Annotated in this window: 13 protein-coding genes and 1 pseudogene; 11 read left to right on the forward strand and 3 right to left on the reverse strand. The window is 46.9% G+C overall.

The genetic code is table 11. The features are described 5' to 3' along the window. The 10 genes from HP456_RS07115 to HP456_RS07160 all read left to right on the forward strand — a co-directional run. Positions 1-417 (forward strand): sugar transferase (locus tag HP456_RS07115; protein ID WP_172249467.1); only part of this gene is annotated, 417 nt, incomplete at its 5' end. A gap of 18 nt (positions 418-435) precedes the next feature. Continuing rightward, positions 436-1662 carry a glycosyltransferase family 4 protein gene (locus HP456_RS07120; RefSeq protein WP_172249469.1) on the forward strand — a complete coding sequence of 409 codons (1227 nt, stop codon included), beginning with the start codon at positions 436-438 and terminating at the stop codon, positions 1660-1662. Positions 1663-1679: 17 nt separating this feature from the next. Further along, positions 1680-3047 carry a sugar phosphate nucleotidyltransferase gene (locus HP456_RS07125; protein WP_172249471.1) on the forward strand — a complete coding sequence of 456 codons (1368 nt, stop codon included), beginning with the start codon at positions 1680-1682 and terminating at the stop codon, positions 3045-3047. A gap of 13 nt (positions 3048-3060) precedes the next feature. Then, positions 3061-4020: a pectate lyase family protein gene (locus tag HP456_RS07130; RefSeq protein WP_172249473.1), complete on the forward strand. Its 960-nt coding sequence runs from the start codon at positions 3061-3063 to the stop codon at positions 4018-4020. Positions 4021-4068: 48 nt separating this feature from the next. Continuing rightward, positions 4069-5001: an NAD-dependent epimerase/dehydratase family protein gene (locus tag HP456_RS07135; protein WP_172249475.1), complete on the forward strand. Its 933-nt coding sequence runs from the start codon at positions 4069-4071 to the stop codon at positions 4999-5001. A gap of 4 nt (positions 5002-5005) precedes the next feature. Further along, positions 5006-5752, forward strand: coding sequence for a YveK family protein (locus HP456_RS07140; protein ID WP_172249477.1), 747 nt, complete (start codon positions 5006-5008; stop codon positions 5750-5752). Next, positions 5736-6341 carry a P-loop NTPase family protein gene (locus HP456_RS07145; protein ID WP_172249479.1) on the forward strand — a complete coding sequence of 202 codons (606 nt, stop codon included), beginning with the start codon at positions 5736-5738 and terminating at the stop codon, positions 6339-6341. The genes HP456_RS07140 and HP456_RS07145 overlap by 17 nt, the downstream gene beginning before the upstream one ends. 31 nt (positions 6342-6372) lie before the next feature. Continuing rightward, a complete protein-coding gene (locus HP456_RS07150; RefSeq protein ID WP_172249481.1) occupies positions 6373-7842 on the forward strand; it encodes a lipopolysaccharide biosynthesis protein in 1470 nt (489 codons plus the stop codon). Beyond that, on the forward strand, positions 7826-9058 hold the full coding sequence (locus tag HP456_RS07155) for an O-antigen ligase family protein (RefSeq protein ID WP_246288833.1): 1233 nt from the start codon (positions 7826-7828) through the stop codon (positions 9056-9058). The genes HP456_RS07150 and HP456_RS07155 overlap by 17 nt, the downstream gene beginning before the upstream one ends. Further along, complete coding sequence (locus HP456_RS07160; protein WP_172249483.1) at positions 9055-10131, forward strand: glycosyltransferase family 4 protein; 1077 nt, start codon at positions 9055-9057, stop codon at positions 10129-10131. Before HP456_RS07155 ends, HP456_RS07160 begins: the two co-directional genes overlap by 4 nt. 239 nt (positions 10132-10370) lie before the next feature. Here HP456_RS07160 and HP456_RS07165 read toward each other — a convergent pair whose 3' ends face one another. After that, a complete protein-coding gene (locus HP456_RS07165; protein WP_172249485.1) occupies positions 10371-10523 on the reverse strand; it encodes a hypothetical protein in 153 nt (50 codons plus the stop codon). Between the two features lie 209 nt (positions 10524-10732). Continuing rightward, positions 10733-11227 carry a DinB family protein gene (locus tag HP456_RS07170; protein WP_172249487.1) on the reverse strand — a complete coding sequence of 165 codons (495 nt, stop codon included), beginning with the start codon at positions 11225-11227 and terminating at the stop codon, positions 10733-10735. A gap of 605 nt (positions 11228-11832) precedes the next feature. Between HP456_RS07170 and HP456_RS07175 the strand changes: the two genes are divergently transcribed. Continuing rightward, positions 11833-19416 carry a carboxypeptidase regulatory-like domain-containing protein gene (locus HP456_RS07175; protein WP_172249489.1) on the forward strand — a complete coding sequence of 2528 codons (7584 nt, stop codon included), beginning with the start codon at positions 11833-11835 and terminating at the stop codon, positions 19414-19416. A gap of 555 nt (positions 19417-19971) precedes the next feature. On the opposite strand, the pseudogene HP456_RS07180 reads toward HP456_RS07175, so the two are convergent. Next, positions 19972-20133 (reverse strand): annotated as a pseudogene (locus tag HP456_RS07180) (GyrI-like domain-containing protein); the annotation flags it as partial.

Raw genomic sequence — 20133 nt, forward strand, 5'->3', positions numbered from 1 at the left:
TTTCAGCTGCTAAAACTCCGAACGATGGAAATGGATGCCGAGAAAGATGGTCCAAGATGGGCAGGCATCAACGATCCACGGGTGACCAGAATCGGCAAGTTTCTTCGAAAGACAAGGATCGATGAGCTTCCGCAGCTGATCAATGTGTTAAAAGGGGATATGAGTATGATCGGCCCAAGACCAGAACGCCCTGTTTTTACCGAGATGTTCAATCAGAGAACACCTGGATTTATCAAACGGCTGGCCGTCAAGCCTGGATTGACAGGATGGGCCCAGGTAAACGGAGGATATGATAGTACACCCGAAGAAAAGCTTGCTTACGATTTGGAGTACATTCGTAAGAGAAGTTTCTTCTTCGATATGAAAATCATTTTATTAACTTTCAAAGTCGTGATAACTGGTGAAGGTGCCAGATAAATAACAGGAGGAACATGAATGAAAGTAATGTATATGTCTTCCAGGCCGCCGTACCCGCCACATAAAGGGGACCAGCTGATTGCGTGGGAACAGATCAAACAACTGAAGGCAAATGACTGCCAGGTTTATCTGCTTACTTTTGTAAAATCAAAACAAGAAGGGGATTTCATTAGAGAGAAACTAGCCCCTTATTGTAAAGAGGTTATCTTATTTCCTATCCATCCACTACAAAATCTGCTCCGATCGTTCAAAACGATCTATAACTACAAACCGATTCAAGTAAACCTCTTTTTTCATCCTAAAGTAAAGGAACGTGTAACGGATATTTATAAAAAAATTAACCCGGATATGATTCATGTGCAGACTGCCAGGGTTGCCGAGTATTTCATCGATACTACCGGCCCGAAGTGTATCGATATGATTGATGCTTTGTCTCTGAATATGAAGCGGCGTGCCAAAACGGAGAGCAATTGGCTGAAGCCGGTGTTCCTGCTGGAGTCACAACTGATGAAACGTTATGAGAAAGTGATATTAAAGAAATTTGACCAGGCGATGATTGTTTCTGAAAGTGATAAAGAATACCTGAATAGCAGGAAGATTGTCGTCAATCCAAATGGGACCTTCATCACGAAACAGCATCTGTCCCGTTATCCTTCCATTACGAAGGAAAAAATCATCCTCTTTCACGGAAACATGCAATACTATCCAAATGTTGAAGCGGTTGTTGATTTCGTTAAAGAGGTTTGGCCGCATATTCATCGGGCTTATCCGGAGTACCAATTTTATATCGTGGGAAAGGATCCTGTGAAGAAAGTGACAGCCCTGCATGGCAAGAAGAATGTGGTTGTTACCGGGTTTGTTGACGATATATGCAGCCGGCTCCTGCAGGCGAAAATGGGTATTTATCCAATGAAATCTGGTACAGGAATGCAGAACAAAATTATTGAAGCGTTGGCTTGCGGACTTCCGACCATCGCTTCCCCAATCGCTTTGCAGGGGATTGCAGGGAGGAGCGGAGATGAACTGATTTGCACAGAGAGTACAGAGGGCATGATTGCAGCTGTTAAACGTTTGATTGATAACCCGGAATTACAAGAAAAGTATGCTGTTAAGGGTCAAGCTTTTGTCCATAAGAATTATTCCTGGGAACATAACTGTTCAAGATTGCTCCAATCCTGGAGGGGTTCCGTTCTGAATAGACCCCCTGAAGCATCGGAAAAAGTGGAAAAAGTGGTCGTTCAATAGGGAAAGAAGGTGGTTACATGCGGATTGTGCTGTTATCAGGAGGTTCGGGGAAGCGGCTTTGGCCGCTTTCCAATGATGCAAGGTCCAAGCAATTCCTTAAAGTCCTGAAAAATGAACACGGAAAGATGGAGTCAATGGTCCAGCGTGTCTGGCGGCAGCTCAGGAAAGCCAACCTTGCTGATCAGGCGATTATCGCAACAAGCAGATCTCAGGTCGAAATGCTTCATAACCAGCTCGGTTCCAAGATTCATGTGGTGGTCGAGCCAGAACGAAAGGATACGTTTCCCGCAATCGCATTAGCAGCCGTATATCTTTATTCCGTGGAAGGATGCGGTTTAGATGAGATCGTAGGAGTGCTGCCTGTTGATCCATTTGTGGAAGATCACTTTTTTGAAACCATAAAGGAGCTCGAACAGGGTCTGGAAGAGACTGATGCTGATTTAGCTCTTCTGGGGGTAACACCGACCTACCCGTCTGAAAAGTATGGGTATATTGTTCCGGGAAGCAAAACGCCAGGAGATTTTATTAAAGTAAGCAAGTTTTATGAAAAACCGAATGAGACAACAGCGAAGAAGCTGATCCATCAGCAGGCACTTTGGAATTGTGGAGTGTTTAGTTTCCGGCTGGAATATATCATTCAACTGCTCAAACGTAAAAATATCCCTGTCCATTACGACGCTTTACTAAAGTATTACGGTCAGCTGCAGTCCAACAGCTTTGATTACGAAGTAGTCGAGAAGGCCAGCAGCATCATCGCCATTCCATATTCCGGATACTGGAAAGATCTCGGAACATGGAACACCCTGACGGATGAAATGGAAACCCCGGTAATTGGAAATGGGGTCATAAGTAATGATGTAATGACATCTTGCATCGTGAATGAATTGGAAATCCCCCTCATATTGATTGGAGTCGAGGATATCGTAGTTGCCGCGAGTCCGGATGGATTGCTGGTGACGGATAAAAAGAGCAGCCACAAAATCAAGGAATACGTCTCCCATTTTCAAGATGGTCCGATGTATGAAGAATACTGGTGGGGATGGAGCAGAGTTCTTGATTATTGCAAAAAGGAAGAAGGGGAAGAAACCCTGACGGAAAAAGTCCATTTATCTGCCGGAAAGAATTTAAATGTTCAAGGCAACGGGAACCGGGAAGTGTGGACGGTAACCGAAGGGGAAGGGACACTGGTCCTGAATGATGAATTTTCGAAAGTCGGCATCGGAACCACCCTTACGATTTCAGCAGGGAAGACTTACTCCTGGAAGGCGGGGAGTGATATGAAACTGATCGTCATCCGCAGCGGGAAACATCTAATGGCACATCGAAGCAACAATGGCAGGTTGGACGTGGACTTGAAGAGACCAGTGTATTCGAAGTACTCATAGGCGGGGAATAGATATGAAGAGGCAGTATGTATATATTGGAACCATCGTCTTGCTTGCGGCAGCGGTGGTGCTATTAATCGGCTTATTATCAAGGGAGACTTTTGAAAAGCATGGCAGTATCGGGGTGGAGGCGTTTGGGGCAGACGGGAATGATCAACAGGATGATTCTTCAGCCATCCAGGCAGCTATCGATTATAGCTATGAAAACGATAAACTGCCTGTCAAATTACTGGGGAAGTCTTACTTATTGAAACGGGGATTGCAATTGAAAGAGGGAATCACCCTCGAGATGGGGATGGCTACGAAGCTTTTGGCGGAAGGCGATTTCAACGTGTTGGAGGCAGAGCAAAAAACGTCGATCAGGAATGGAACCATTGAAATTACCACCCCCGAATTCCGCAGTGCTGCGATTTATGTAAGCGGGAAAGAACAGGTCTGGACGACTGATCGAATTCATATCGAAAATGTGACGTTGTACAACTCGAGCGGAACCAATCGCGGGGAAGGAATCTCATTTAACGCCGGAACTTCTGGAGAATTTATCAGCTTTGTGAATGTGTCAGGCGTGAATGTGAGCGGGTTTCACTCGGCGGTGCTGTTACAAGCTGCACCTCCCGGGGGAGGAAAGGACTACAATTTCATAAATGGCAACAGGTTCATCAATATGACGCTGGATGACTGCATTGTCTGTATCAACATCAACAGTGCTGTTACCATTCCGAATGAAGTCTCTGGGAATATGTTTGAGAACCTGCAGATTCAATTGACAGAGCGAACGGACAAAGCAGTGATTCTATCCGGATCCAATAACATCATAGAAGGTATGGTTTGGGATGCTTCTTTCATAAAAGACAGTCAAACCTTAATAGAATTGACCGAAGAATCGTCGGGGAATCTATTGAAATTAAATTTACCGACAGAGAGGGTCGTGGATGAGGGGCAGAGTAACCACTTTTCAAGCCTGGATGAGTGACCAGTCGGTATTGGAAAGTCTAAGAATAATTTCGGAAGGAAGATGGCCATGAAAGTGTTAATAACAGGCGGGGCGGGCTTTATTGGATCGCATATCGCAGAAGCACTGATAGATTCACAATATGAGGTTGTAGTCGTAGACAATCTGGTGACAGGGCATGTGAAAAATCTTCCTCCCGGGGTGCGTTTTTATAAGCAGGATGTTCGAAGGGATCTGGATGATCTTTTCGCTGAAGAGAAACCCGATTATGTCATTCATCAGGCTGCGCAAGTTTCTGTAAGTCACTCATTCATAGATCCTTTATATGATTGTGAAGAAAATATCCTTGCCACACTCAATATCTTACAAGCTTGTGTCCGCCATCACGTTAAAAAAGTTGTATTTGCTTCGACAGCAGCGGTATATGGAAACCCGGTCTATCTTCCTGTTGATGAAGCCCATCCCCTGCAGCCGATATCCTTTTATGGGCTGACCAAAGGACATGCGGAAAAATGTATTCAAATATATGCGGATACCCATCAGCTTGACTATTCCATTTTACGCTATGCCAACGTTTATGGACCAAGACAAGATGCACGGGGGGAAGCTGGGGTCATCGCTGTCTTTATCGAGAAATTAATTCAAGGGGAGCAACCTATTATGTTTGGGGACGGAAAACAGACAAGGGATTTCATTTTTGTCAAAGACGTAGCACGAGCAAACGTTGCTGCGCTGACGAACGGCAGTAAAGAAATCCTTAATATAGGGACGGGTCAGGAAGTCTCCATTCAAGAAATCATCGATCAATTAGCGATGATCATAGAGAAGCCTGTCCATCCGCTATTAAGACCAGTCCGGGACGGGGACATCCGCTCAAGTGTATTGCAAAATGATCGTGCACAATTCATGCTGAGCTGGTCACCCGGCTATTCTCTGCAAGAGGGACTCTTGGAAACGGTTCACTATTATCAGCAGGAATCCCTTGCAGGTTCGAGGGGGTGATGTCATGAGAGAACAAATGGATTTAAAAGCTTTCTTCCGACTATTAAAACGGAGATTTGCTACCATTCTTATCACCACACTTTGCGTTTCACTTTTAAGTAGTGCGGCCGTTTTTTTCTATTTGAAACCCACTTATGAAGCAAAAGAATATATCCTGATAGGAAACTTCAGTCATGACGGGGAGGTGTACGTTGATACCCAGACCATTAACAGGCTGATTGCTTCAACGGTTGATTTTATTACCAGTCCGATTGTATTGGAATCTGTCCAGGATAAGTTCAACCTATCCCGGGAAGAGCTGGAAGAAAGAATCACCGTGCAAAATAAGGAAGATTCCCAGATTATTTCTATTGTTATAAGGGATACCGATCAGGAACGGTCGAGGGAGCTTGCTCACCTCCTGGCTGCCAGTTCAGTCGAAAAGATGAAGAGTTCTATGGAAATGGAAGATATATCGGTGTTGAATAAAAAGGAAGGAACAAACAACCCGGAAGTTGTGGGAAATCCACTAGTAAATATGTTGATAGCAGCGATGGCGGGATTAGTGTGCGGGATTGGAATAGCTTTGTTAAAAGACCATTGGGATGACTCCGTACAAAGTATCGTGCAAATCGAAGAGGAATTGGGATTGCCGGTCTTAGGTACAGTGGCAGCCACTAAAGACACTCTGCCGAAAGTCTATCGAAAACAGTTTAAAGAATTGAAGGGAAATGTGGGAAAAGGAGGAGAAATTCATGCAAAGTCCCATTGAGGATATCATCTGTGGAGAGAACCTGAAAAAGAAGGGGATTGTCTGCTTTGATCAGATGAAGGTAATCAGCAGCAAGGTAGAGAAGCATGACCCTTCAGTACTGATGGTTACGTCGATTCCTGCAGGAAAGTCGGTAGGTATGATCACAGCTGAAATGGCAGCGGCTATGGCGCTTCAAGGGAGAAAAGTCCTTCTTGTGGAAGGGGATCTGAAGAGGCCTTCGCTTCATGAATGGTTCCATATGAAGCAGCCTGACGGAATCCATCAAGAGCCGTTAAAAACCGTCCTGCCGACTTTTTTGCCGGGGCTGGATGTGCTTTTGGCAAGCAAATCTGCCGGGAAACCGATTGATGTCTGGCTTTCATCCTCGTTTACCCGGCATGTCGCTTCCTGGCAGGAGACCTATGATCGGATTATCTTTTCAGCTCCCTCTTTACATTCCGGTGTTGAAATGGAACTCCTTGCTGAAGGATGCAGGGAAGCAGTGCTGGTAGTCCAGCGAAAGGATAAAACCGAAGATATAAGAAAACTCCAGGCCAAACTTGAAAAGGCAGCATGTAAAGTAATCGGGGTGGTTTATCAACAATGACTCATGACAAAAAGCCGAAGGGGTTCCATTCATGAGGGAGAAAAGAAATTCAATTGTGAAAAATGTCTTTCACTTATTTTTCAGTACCGCTCTTGCAAGCATCATGAATGCAGCCGCATTGATTGTTCTTGCCTCGTTTATCAATACAGATGATTATGGAAGATTCAGTGTGGTACTTGCATTTGCTATGATCATGGCCTACTTGTCGGAAGCCGGTTTAAACCAGATTGTCCTTCGTGAAGGAGCGAAAAAAGAAGCCCCCGTTTCTGAAATCATGGCTTCATTTATTAAACTGCGCCTGGGGTTGACGCTTGCAGCAATGGTAATTGGATTCCTTATCATTCATTGGATTTACCGAGGCGACACAGAATTGATTTACCTTTCTTACTCCCTGATTCTCCCGCTTGTGACCGGGATATCCATGCAAAGCATCAGTATTACTTATTTTCAAATGCTGGAGAGGATGCAATATTCGGGGTTGATACGAATTGTCTCCGCCGGCCTGCTGATCTCCGTTATCTTGATCGGGAAATGGTTTTACATAGATCCCATGATTGTCTTTTTCTTATATGGATCAGCCTATTTTTTGGCGGGATGCTTTGGAATTTATCTGACAGCGAGACACCTGACAATTTCCATCAAAGCACCATTTTACAAAGGCCTCCGCAAGAACTGGATTCCTTTTATGGTGACCGGACTATTGTTTATCCTTCTCCCGCAGATCGGTCCGATTATATTGGAACAGACACTGACATGGAAAGAAGTCGGTTTTTTCGCTGTAGCTTACAGGATTCCACAGGCTTTGCAGCAAGTCCCTTTTATCATCGCCGGCGCATTTTATCCCGTCTTGTTTCGTTTATTCCAGGCCGGTGACCATAGGGAGCATGTGAGAAAGAGCATCTCTCAAGTGAAATTAATGAGCCTTGTTGGTATGTTGGCTGCCATCCCTTTCTACCATCTTTCTGATTTTGTGATTACGCTTTTGTTTGGGGAGAGATGGATGGAGGCTGCGTTTCTATTGAAGGTATTGTCCCTGGTCATGGTATTTCAAGGTGTCAGCATTGCTCTCGGAGATGGGTTGACGACAAAGGCGCTCCAGTCGAGAAGGATGATGGTCCAGGCCACAGCCGTGGCATCGGGAGTGCTTTTTTATACCGTATTCAGTCGAATATATGGTTTGACAGGGGCAGCGGCAGCCGGAGTACTCATTGAATTGGTCCTGTTAATCGGATTATTGTTCTGTCATCCAGATCGGACTATCTTATTAAAAAGAGCAGTCCTTCCCTATCTGGTTTCCTTTTTCATCAGTCTTTTGACCGTTGAAGTATTCTTATCTTCTTTCCCGTTTCTTGCTTTCAGCGTTCATTTAATCCTTATTCTTTCCCTTGCAGGGCTGGACAGGGAATGGAGGAAGAAAAGCTTCGAGCTTTTGAAAAAGTCTCTCTTGTATCATAAATGGAAATCGAAATTCAGAAAGGAGGCACATGATGGGGCATCCTGATACATCCACCATACCTCGCAGCAGCCTGATGCTGTTTCTTTTACTGTTTTCAGTCATGCTGGGCAAGTACCACATCTATATCGGCTTCGCGTTCAAACCGTATATGATGTATGTAGGAATTCTTGTCTTGCTGCTGGCTGCTTCCTTTCGATTTCAAAAATTGCAGGTTTATGAAGTGATGCTTCTTTTTTTCTATTTGGTGTATGTATTTTCCGGAGCTTTTTCCCTGTATGCTTCTTCCAGCCTGAGAGCTATGCTTGGGATCATTCTCTATGTCATCTTCTATATCCTCATGAAAGGAATCCTTGGCATGTACCAAAAGGGGCAGTTGGAAAACGGGATTGCGAATGCCGGCCTTCTATTTAATGGCGGAAGTCTTCTCCTTTACGTGTGGGGATTGAAAAGCAATGGATTTTCCTTACTTGGAGATGGAGTGATACGATATGGGGCTTGGTTTGACCGGGATTACCCCAGGTTAATCGGCATGATAGAGGACCCGAACTATTTTGTATTTTATAATACGCTCTTTTTTACTTTCTTTTTATGCAAACGTGACTCGAGGAAAAATAATATCGGTCTGTTTTTGTGTTTAATAACAAGTGTACTCACGTTTTCAAGAGGTGGATTGTTGATTCTTCTGATCATCTTCTTGGTTTATTTTCTCCTGAACAAACCTGCAAACCAATGGCGGTTATTCTTATCGGCATGTTCATTCCTGGGGATTGCATGGGTGGTCAGCTATATTCTGGGTTTTCGTGTCCTGGATATCCTTCAGAACAGGTTTCAGGACTTTTCAAATGATGGAGGGAGCGGGAGGATTGAGTTATGGGGGCGGGCGTGGGATTTCTTTACATCCAATCCATTGCTCGGAATTGGCGCAAGCAACTTCGCCGATTACAATGCTTTTGAATACGGTGATCAACTTGTCGTTCACAATACATTCCTGGAAATCTTGACTGAATCGGGACTTATCGGACTGCTTATCTATGTCTTATTTGTCTTCACCGTCCTTTTTCAAATTGTTAAAGCCGATTTTCACAGGAAGCATCCCTTTCTCTTTTTGACTTTCCTTGGGTTTATGTTTCAGATGATGTTTTTATCCCTGATTTTCAATGACATGTTTTTATTATTTCTGGCCATCTTATCTACTTATTGTACCTATGAAGGCTTGAACCATCAACATGTACATATGATAGAGGAGGCAGAACTGAGATGAACATTTTGATGCTGACGGATAAATTGACCATGGGAGGAGCAGAAAATTATTTCATCAAACTGGAAAATAAAATGAACGGTAATGGCTTTCAACTTTTTACCTCTGCCGGTGGAGGAGAACTTAGCGATCAAATCACCAATAAGCCTAACTTTATGGAATTATCCAGGAATAACCACATTCTTAATATATGGCGGCTTAACCGCTTTATCAATAAACAGGAAATTGACGTCATTCATGCGAACAGCCTGAGGATGGTCTTCTATGCCGCTTGTTTACGAAAACTTGCCAGGAAACGAAAGATAAACATAATCTATACCAAACATAATATCACTTCACTTGAAAAATTCCCGGGATTGTTTTCATCTTTAATGAATCATTGTGTGACTGGCATCATAACGGTAAGTGAGTATGAGAAAAGAGTGCTTGTACAATACGGGGTCAAGGAAGAAAAGATAACCACCGTATACAATGGGGTTGATTTAGAAAAATTCCCTTTCACTGAAAAGCCTCACCCCGAAGTATTTAATGTTGGGATCCTGGCAAGATTGTCTCCGGAAAAAAATCATCGGTTATTTTTAGATATTGCAGCCTCCATGAAGGCGGAAAAAGATATACAATTTTATATTGCCGGTGACGGTCCCGAACGGGAGTCTATCCTGGAAAAGATTCAAAAGTCAGGAATCAGCGACCGGGTAACATTACTCGGTGAAGTACAAGAACCCCATACGTTTCTCCAATCAATGGATGCACTCCTGCTTACATCAGAGAGGGAGGTATTTCCCATGGTCATCCTGGAGGCAATGGCGACAGGCACTCCTGTGATAACCATTAACAGGGGGGGAATACCGGAAGCCGTCGCAGACGGGCAAACGGGAATGTTGGTAGACAACCATTGCACCGAAGCCTTTTGTGAAAAGATCACCTCATTAAAATCCGACTGGAAACTGAGGAAGTCTATCATTCTTGCTGCCCGTCAGAAAGTGGCAAGGGAATTCACTTCCACGCAAATGGTTACTTGTACATTCAGACAGTATAAATGCCCTGATAAACTCTCAGGCAGTGAGTCAATGTGAAGGATAATCACAATACCCTAAACCAATTAAGCGGTTTTACCCCTTTAGAATACAGGGATAAAGCTGTTTATTTTTTTGCACTTTCTGCTGTGGGTTTGCAAAATACCAATGATCGTTTTTAGTTTTAATCGGGAGTTCTGTATTTACTTTTTATGAGGCTTTTTTTGAATGAGTATCAGAAAGCCTATGGAGAGGATCGATACAAGGAATGACAACTGCCACCAGGCACGATCATGGTGTTAGAATAGGACGTACTGTAGAAAGGCCGGGAATGATTCCCACTCTTTCATTCCGATAAGAATGACGCCGAAAAGGAAGTGGAACCAAAAAGTAAGCGTGCTTCCGATGAGAATGAGCCAAAGAATGGTTTTCACGATTGATTTCACATTCATTCCTATAAATGCTTTTTAGTGTAATTTTACACTATCCATTCTCCGGTTTGTACCTTTTTTCTGGAAATATATCCTTTGTTATTGGGACAGGTTCATTTCTGTACTTAAGAGATCAATTGGAAAGAGATAATGGTCATCTGAGGGTGTGTGAGTGGGCTTATCAGTTTGGCATGAAAAAACCGGCTTGCGCCGGCTTTTTTCATTTCTGCTTATTTTTGTGCCTTCATGGCTTCCGATTCTTCTTTGCTGGGACCGTAGACGCCGGGAACTTTCAAACCAGCCTGTCTCATCAGGACTGTCAATTGTCCGCGGTGATGAGCCTGGTGCTGAATGAGCAGGCGGAATACGGCCTGTATAGGCATGTCCATCCCGAACAAATTTACCATTTCGTTCATTTTTTCATCTGAAACTTGTTCAGAAACGGCTTCAACGAGACGCTGACTTACTGTCGTATAGGTCCCGCTGATTTCCGCTGCAGATGCAGGTGCATCTTTCCGTAGATCTGGAGCCTCAAAGGTGATCCCGACTTGCGAAGGAAAGTAATAAGCCGCTCCCGTGATATGCCACGCAACACTCCCGATGCTGTATAACCCTGGAGAAACCTCTTGCTTCAACGATTCATCCGTCATGGCATCCAGCACCTTCTGGGTTACCGCTGCTTCCTGTTTCCATTCCTGTAAGAAATCATTTACTGTAGTGAACATTGTGATTCCCTCCCTTTCTTTGAAAAACAGACTTTCGGTTTTATTGTATCATGTTGGGTCGGTGCAAGGCTTGTTTTATGTTCTATGTACTTTAAAAGACAAGTGATGAGAAGAACGATTATAACTGGACTCCTTAAATTCGATAATAATGCAATCGGTTCAATAAAATCAGCGGATAATCGATACAAAAGAAAAGCATCTTTCGTCTTTTCGATAATAAACTTTGCATTTTCGATAACAAATTCGAAGAAATCGATAATAAGTAAGGGCATCGGATGTTAACGGGGTGGATGATTTTGTCCGATTTGGCGAGGAATGGGGCAGTATTGGGCTGAATCACTTGGCCGGACAGAAGTGAAAGGTCACGAATGTTCAGATTCAGGCCATTTTTTATATTTTCACAGATTTTTTCTATTAAAAAAGTCATTTCTTAAAAAATTGTATGGCATAAGGCCAGTTTGATGTCCGATCCCAGTAAACTGAGATTCTCTTTATGGTCTGCCCCCATATTGCGCTTTAATAGTCATTCATAAGAGGCAAGTCCCCGCCCTCTTTAATAGAATAATATGATACCAAAATATTCATTTGAATGGAGGCGTTTCATTGTGCCGTTTCCCAGTAACGCACAATTTACCCCCATCCTTTTAGGAGGATCGCCATTATTCGACTTGACCGGGGATGATAGTCCCCCGTCAACGGATATTGTCGGAAACTCAACGTTTCCGGCCGCCTATGTGGCGTATGATGGGGAGAACATTTACTTTAGAATCAGATTGAATGGGGACCCGCGAAATAATCAGTTGACTAGTTTCAGGAATTTCACCTGGGGTGTGTTAATTAATACGACAGGGGTGGCCGGCACGTATGACTGGCTGTTCAACGTGGATGGTCTGAACAACAGGGTCAGCCTGGTCAGGAATACCGTGAAGCTGGTCAACTCATGGAATGATCCGGCAGAGGGAACAGGCGGGGGGAATCCGAATTATGCCCAGGCGATCACGAATTTTGACTTTGCCAGGGTCACGCCGGCTGATTCAAACTTCGGGGGAAATCCGGATTATTTCATCGACTGGTTCCTGCCGGCGAGCATCGTTTTTTCCTTTCTCGGAATCAATGCATCCTCGCAAATCCGTATTGTTGATTTCACTTCTACCAACAACAATAACTATAATAAAGACTCTTTGCGGGTGGATGAAGGTTTTTCATTCGCCAACGCAATCAGTGATCCGGTCACTCCGGATGAAGCGGATGTCCGTGCCAGGTTACGAACGATTAAAACGCGGAATTCAGGTCCGGCGTCTGTCGTCATCGGACAGCAGGCAACATGGACAGGGACGATTACCGTACAGAATACGGGATCTTCCCAGGCCACGACCATCTTTGCCGAAGATATTGTCGGTCTTGATAATGTCAATTCATTCACGGTCAACACGGTTTCACAGGGGCTGACTTCGTATAATTCCTCGACAAAGACCCTTACTTGGAATGTAGGGAATCTTGCTCCGGGGGCTTCCGCCGTCTTGACGTTCACGTTATCCGGGGCGTTCACTGCGACCGGTGGAAGGACGCTTGATCGAGTGCAGGCTTCCGGGTTTGACAGCTTCACGGGGAGACAGATCATTTCGAATACATCTCCCATCACCATTAATGTCCAGTCCGCTGCTGCCATCACAGGAACCATTTCGGATCAATCGACTGGACTTGTCCTTCCCGGGACGACGGTCAATTTACTTCAGGGGATGTCCATCGTTGCCTCAACAGTGACGAATGGCAGCGGTTTTTATTCCTTTACGAATCTTATCCCGGGGAATTACACCGTTCAGGCGGTCAGAACCAATTACGTGACGGGAACAGCCAATGTGACGGCTGTGAGCGGCGTGACCCAGACAGCCAATATCGCCCTTGCCCCGCTTCCAAGCTCCATCTCGGGGAATGTATCGAATGGCGGCGCGGTTGCCGGTGCTGTCGTGACCCTCACCAATAACTTAGGTGTGGCAGTGGATACGACGATAACAAACGGAGCCGGGAACTACAGCTTTCCCTCAGTGACCCCGGGTGCTTATAATGTGGGCGTTACCGCTGCCGGATTCCAGTCACAGGTCAAGACGGTCATAACCGAACCGAATCAGGCAGCCGCGGTCAACTTCACCCTCATTGCAAATCCGGGTGCGGTGTCGGGTACCATCCGGAATGCAGCCAATTCTGCTGTCATCCCGGGTGCTATCGTTGAGCTGCTGAACTCATCGGGAGTGATCATTTCCACCTCGACATCAGACGGTGCCGGCCAATATTCGTTTGGAAACCTGGCACCGGGAAGTTATCAAGTCCGTGTGAGTGCTGTCGATTTCGGTGCAGCGGTCGTCGCTGCTACTGTTACGGCAGGAGCTACGGCAGTCACGGATGTATTTCTTCAGCCGGATGCAGGAACGATTCAGGGGACTGTGCGCGAAAACGGGACGCTTACCCCCATTGCGAATGCCACCGTGCAGGTAATCAATAGTCAAAATATTATCGAAGCCACTGCATTGACCGATGGGAATGGGGAATACAGTGTGCCGGGGCTCGTGCCGGGTTCCTACTCGCTAGTTTTCACAGCTGATGGATACTCCAATCAATTGCTTGGAGGAGTGGTGGTCTCCAATATGATGACCACTGTCGATGCAGCACTTTCAAGACTTTCAGGAACACTGACGGGTACCGTGCAGGATCCAGGTTCGGCAGGGATCCCCGGTGCAACAGTCACTGTTTTTCAAAATAATCTTCAAATCGCGGCGGTGAACACGGATGAAAATGGGAGTTATACGATACCCGGTCTTGCCCCCGGCAGCTATACGGTGGTCATTTCCGCTCCTGATTACCAAGCGGCCACCCTTTCAGTGATGATTGAAAATGGACAGACGACGATCCTTGATGCCGTCTTGAATAGTAATCCTGGAACCCTGACCGGATTTATCCGTGATGAAGATAATAATCCGATTGGAGGGGGAAATGTAACCGTCCAGATAAGTACAGGGACCGGCATCATCATCGCAGTGGTCTCGACAGAATCAGACGGGTCCTATACGGTTCCCGGTCTTGCCCCGGGGAACTATTCGGTGGTCGCTTCGGCGGTGAACTTCCAATCCAGCGCCAAAGGAGCCGATATTACGCCAAACGGAACCACTGTCGTGAATTTCAACTTGGCATCCGATCCGGGATCGATTTCCGGTCAGGTAACAAATGCCCAAACCGGGACGCCGGTCATAGGAGCGAATGTGCAAGTGAGCATCCTGGATACAAGCGGGGTCATCGTGGCAGTGGTGCTGACGGACAGTGATGGGAATTACTCTGTCAATGGTTTGGCACCGGGAAGTTACGCGGTCCAGGCGTCTGCTCCAGACTTTCAAACAAACATCACGACTCTGCAAGTTTTGTCCAATCAGACAACTTCAGGGAATATCGCTCTTATTCCGAATCCCGGGGCCATCACGGGCACGGTTGTGAACAGTGCAGGAGGAACACCGATCACAGGCGCCGCAGTTAACGTAGTCAATACGAGCGGAGTACTCATCACAACCGTCCTGACCAATCAGGATGGAATCTTCATGGTGGAGGGACTGGCACCGGGCAATTATACGGTCACGGTGTTTGCAGATAACTTCCAGAACGGTTCGCTTGGTGCGTTCGTGATTTCCGGATTGACGACACCCGTATCGTTTTCACTTGTATCGGATCCGGGAACCATTACCGGAACGGTGACTCCTGCGGTAAGCAGCACCATTGTACAGCTTCGCGATACAAATAATAACCTGATCAACTCGGTGCTCGCGAACACCGATGGGTCGTTCAGCTTTCCGAACCTGGCTCCTGGTGTTTATATAGTCAGTGCATCAGCCCCGAATTATGCAGTCAGCCAGGGCGGCGCATCCGTCAACGCCAATCAGACGACGAATGTTGACCTGACATTGATTCCAAATCCTGCTTCCGTATCCGGAGTCATTCGGGATTCCATTGGAAATCCGGTCCGGGATGCGGTCATACAGATTCTCGATTTGAATGGGATACTCGCCGGTACTGCACTCACCGATGCGGAGGGGAACTATTTTGTCGGGAATCTGCAGGCGGGTTCTTACAATGTGGTGGCGAGTGCCCCCGATTTCGGTCAGGTCATCCGGGGGATAGCACTTGGGACAGGGGAGGATCTTACAGGGGTCGACCTGACGCTGATTCCTGATCCCGGTATATTGAACGGTCAAATCACGAACCGTTTGACACAGCAGCCGATTGCAGGTGCGTCCGTCACCATCGCAGATAATGTAACCGGTCTTCCTGTTGCGGGCACGACAACCACTCTTTCCGGTAACTACACGGTTTCAGGGCTGGCACCGGGGTCATATATTGTGACGGCAGGCAAAACGGATTTTACAACCGAACAAATCGGTGCCATCATCATCAGCAATCGATCCACTACGGGGGATCTGTCACTTGACCCGAACCCCGGATCTATCAGCGGATCGGTCATCGATACGAATGGTGACCCGATTACTGGAAATGACATCGGGATAGCCATTTATACTGAAAATAACATCCTGATCTCGAGTCTGATTGCGAATCCCGATGGGACTTATACCGTTCCTTCCCTTGCACCGGGAACGTATTTCGTCACCGCTTCTGCACCGGGATATGCCACCTCCACCGTTTCTGCCGTTATCGATTCGAATCAGGTGACCAGTGTGACGAACGTACTTGCACCGAATCCAGTCACGCTCACTGTAACAGTCGTCATCCAGGGCACATCGGCACCAATCACGGGTGCCAACGTAACCGTCCGCCTTTCCAACAACCTTCCTGTTGCTTCGGGGACGACCGATGATGCCGGCGTGATCACTTTTACCGGACTGCCGGTTGGAACGTTGAACATTTCAGCCGATGCCTCCTCCTTTGGGACGGACACGGCAACGATCATCGGGGGGCCTGGAGATATCTTGTCGGCGACTTTGAATCTTGTTCCAAATCCGGGGCAGATCAATGGGTACGTCACAAACTTAACAACGGGTGATGCGATACCGAACGCCGTCGTACAGCTTTATAATTTTGCGAGTGTCCTGGTACAAACCGCTGTAACGAATCAATTCGGTGAGTACTCGTTTTCCGGCGTTTCGCCGGGGGGATACACCGTCGTGGCGAATGCCGCCGATTTTGGACCGGAAACGGCAGGGGCCAACGTTGTGCCGGATCAAACAAGCTTATTGAGTTTCGCTTTATCGCCAAACCCGGGCATCATCGAAGGATTTGTGCGGAATGCCGTCACAAATGCAACGATCCCGAATGCGTCGGTGGTTATCCGTGAGTTATCAGGGACGGGTCCAATCATTTCTACTACTGTCACTGATGAAACGGGCTTCTTCAGAACGACAGCCCTTTCTCCAAGAATCTATGTCCTCGTGTCCGGAAGAGAGGATTTCGGAAGCAATGCCATTTCGGCTGAGGTGCTAAGCGGCCAGACAACCGATGTGACGATTTTCCTCACTCCGAATCCCGGTGATCTACAAGGGACAGTGAGAGATTCTGCCACTAACCAGCCGCTCCCGGGTACACTCATCAGGGTGATTGACAGTACAGGCGTGGTAATCGGCAGTGTGCAGACGGATGGCTTTGGAGACTATTTCATCCCGGGACTGGCGCCGGGCAATTATTCGGTGACGGCCGTCAACCCGGATTATCAGGCAGATGTGATTCTGGTTGCAATCCAGTCCGGTTTGACGACAACCCAGAACTTCCTCCTGGCAGGAAATCCTGCCGCCTTGAGCGGCATCGTCACCGATGCAGTCACTGGTGCACCGCTGACAGGGGTCATCATCGATGTCGTATTCAGCGGCACGGATACGCTCGTCAGAAGGGTGCTGACAGATGAGAACGGCTTTTATCTCATCGAGGGGCTTCCGGCAGGAACATTTGATGTGAAGGCGCAAATGCAGGATTATGCAATCAGTGTGAACACGGTATTCTTGTCCGCAAATGAAAGGGAAGTGCTTGACTTTGCCCTCGTTCCATTTCCTGCCGCAATTGAAGGGACGGTAAGGAATTCGGTAACGAGTGCACCGATAACCGGGGCACTTGTATCTGTCCTGATCCCGAACAGTGACATTGTCATCGCCAGCATCATTACAGGGGATGACGGGACATACAGGCTCGAGAACCTTCCGGCTGGATCTTATAATGTGGTCATTACGGCGGAAGGATTCGCGAATGAAGTGATTCCGGTCATCCTCACGCCGAATGAGACAGAGATAGTCAATGCATTCCTGGATCCGAATCCCGCTTCCATCACGGGCATTGTCTCAAATGCTGTTACGTCGGCACCGATTCCGGGTGCACTCGTCCGGGTATTCAATCTGGATGGCGTATTCATCACCAGTACACTGACCATGGGCGATGGAACCTACACCGTCACGGGCCTTGCAGCAGGGACGTATACGGTTATTACCGGTGCTGATGGATTTGGAAACAGTACGAATGTAGTGACCTTATCCGGAGGTGAAACGGAAATCTTGAATGTGGCTTTGTCGCCAGCTTCTGCCTCCCTGAGGGGAACAGTGCGCGAGGCAGGAACGAATCAGCCGGTCCCCGGTGCACTTGTCCAGGTGTTCCGGATTGGAACGGATGTTCCGGTCGCATCCGTGCTTACGGATGGAGAAGGAAGATATATCATCACGGGTCTTGAGCCAAGGGAATACAGGATTGTGTTTTCGGCAGAAAACTTTGGCAATGACGTATACCGGATTTTTCTCAGGGATGGAGAAGACCGGACACTCAATGGTTTCCTGAGCCGGAATCCTGCTGTAGTAAGGGGACGCGTGACGGATGCTGTGACCGGAGAGCCGATCCTTCGGGCAGCCGTTGTGTCGGTCGTATCAGGAAGCGGCATCATCATCGCTTCCACCCTGACAGACCAGGAAGGCAACTATATCCTGAACAGTTTGCCTTCAGGGAATTATGACATCGTCTTCTCTGCGGAAGGATATGTAACCAACTCCGTCCGGGTCACATTGAGCGCCGGAGAAAACAGAGTACTGAATCAAGCACTGCAGCCAAACCCGGCGTCGATCAGGGGGACGGTCCGTGCGGCTGTTAGCCTGATCCCGATAGAAGAAGCCCTCATTCAGGTGTTCCTGCCGGATGGGACCTTCCTTGGTTCAACCCTGACAGATGTAAATGGAAACTACTTCATCACAGGATTTCCTGGAGGGGAAGTGACGGTGATTGCAAGGGCAAGGGAGTTTCAGGCAGAAACGAGGACCGTCACTCTGATTCGCGGTGAAACGGCCGAGGTGAATTTCCTTTTGGCGTCAAATCCTGCAACGGTCAGCGGCTTCATTACAGATCGAGCTACCGGCCTGCCGATCCAGCAGGTTCTTGTCCAGATCTTTCCTGTTGGATCCATGGTGCCGATCCGATCAACATTGAGTGATGTCAATGGCTTCTATATCCTGACAGGACTCCCTGCAGGAAGCTACATCATCCGCTTTACTGCAGAGGGATACCCGGTCAGGGAGATCCGGATCACCCTGACAGAAGGGCAGACCCTGACATTGAATGTCGAATTGGGTGAAGTTCCACCACCAGTACCGCCATCGAACCTCGAACCAGAATGCATTTCGGTGGAAAAAGTCTATGACTGGGTCATCGCCACTCAACAGCGACAGGAGGAAGTCATGCTCACACCTGAATGTTCTGCATTCGTTGATTCGGTCCTTGAAAATGGCGGAGGAGTGACTGCTGAGTGTGTAACGGAAATGGATGATTCCTCATGCCGCATCGTCTCATTTGATAATGGCCAGCCGGGATACGTGCTGGTAGAAGGAATGGTGTCCACTGCCATCACTCTGACCTCACTTCTGGACCCGGAAGAATCCTGCCGTTTCACCGTTCCTGTATACTGGCAGAAAGAATTGGCCGTCTGCCTGCCGCAAGGGCTCGGTGCAGAGAACATCCGCTGTTCGGCAGTCGATGTCAAATGCCGCGTCACAGAAGGCACGCTCACTTCCCGTTCCATCGGGCTCAAGCTGATGGTCTGCCTGGAAGTGGAAGTCATCAGGGATGTCATCCTGGAAGTACTGGCGCAGTTCTGTTCGCCTCGTACCGGGGGAGAAAGAAAGCAAACCTGGGATGACTCGCAGTGTATCTTTCGTTCGATCACGGAAGGATGATAATGGAGTGAGCAAATGAGCAGCAGGGTTAGTGAAATAAAATGAGGGGAATGTCAAGCGTGAGTGCAGTCTGCGGGTTGTGCTTACGCTTTTTTTGTTGTTTGGGGGCGGTGCGGGTGAGAGGGGAGAAGGATGGGAGGAGAGAATTCGATCCTAACAGGCTTCATTCGAACATTCCCTTTCCAATTCGATAATATTGAGATGGGTTCAATAAAATTACCTGCTGATAAATAAAATAGGAATAGGCATTTTTCGTCGTTTCGATAAAAAATTCGAAGAAATCGATAAGTTGATTTTTTTCTTTTAATAGTCATTTCTTCATAAATGTTCGTGGCTCTGTCAGATTTACAATCCGCTTTTCCATGATCGTGCCGTTTAAAATGATAGAGTATGGATTGAGAGGACATGGAACGAATACATATCCATAAAGAAAAATCTCCATAGGAGTGAGAAATATGAAGGAACAACCGCAGGCAGCACACCTAATACATTTCAGGTCAAGAAAACAAAAAATGCGTAATCCAATCCAAGGATTACGCATTTTTGATGATTTCTTTATTTCTTAACAACAGGAATCCACATTTCACCTAACACCAAACCGTTTTGCTGCCCTGTCTCAACCGTCGTATTTGGTCCGCCTACATAAGCGAAATCCTCTGCTTCCGCCAAAACTTGACCAAAGGCAATGCCGGTAACCGTATTTTTCATTTCATCAGC

Origin of the sequence: Bacillus haikouensis (assembly GCF_013179555.1) — a bacterium.
In the GTDB taxonomy this organism is placed as follows: domain Bacteria; phylum Bacillota; class Bacilli; order Bacillales; family Bacillaceae_B; genus Rossellomorea; species Rossellomorea haikouensis_A.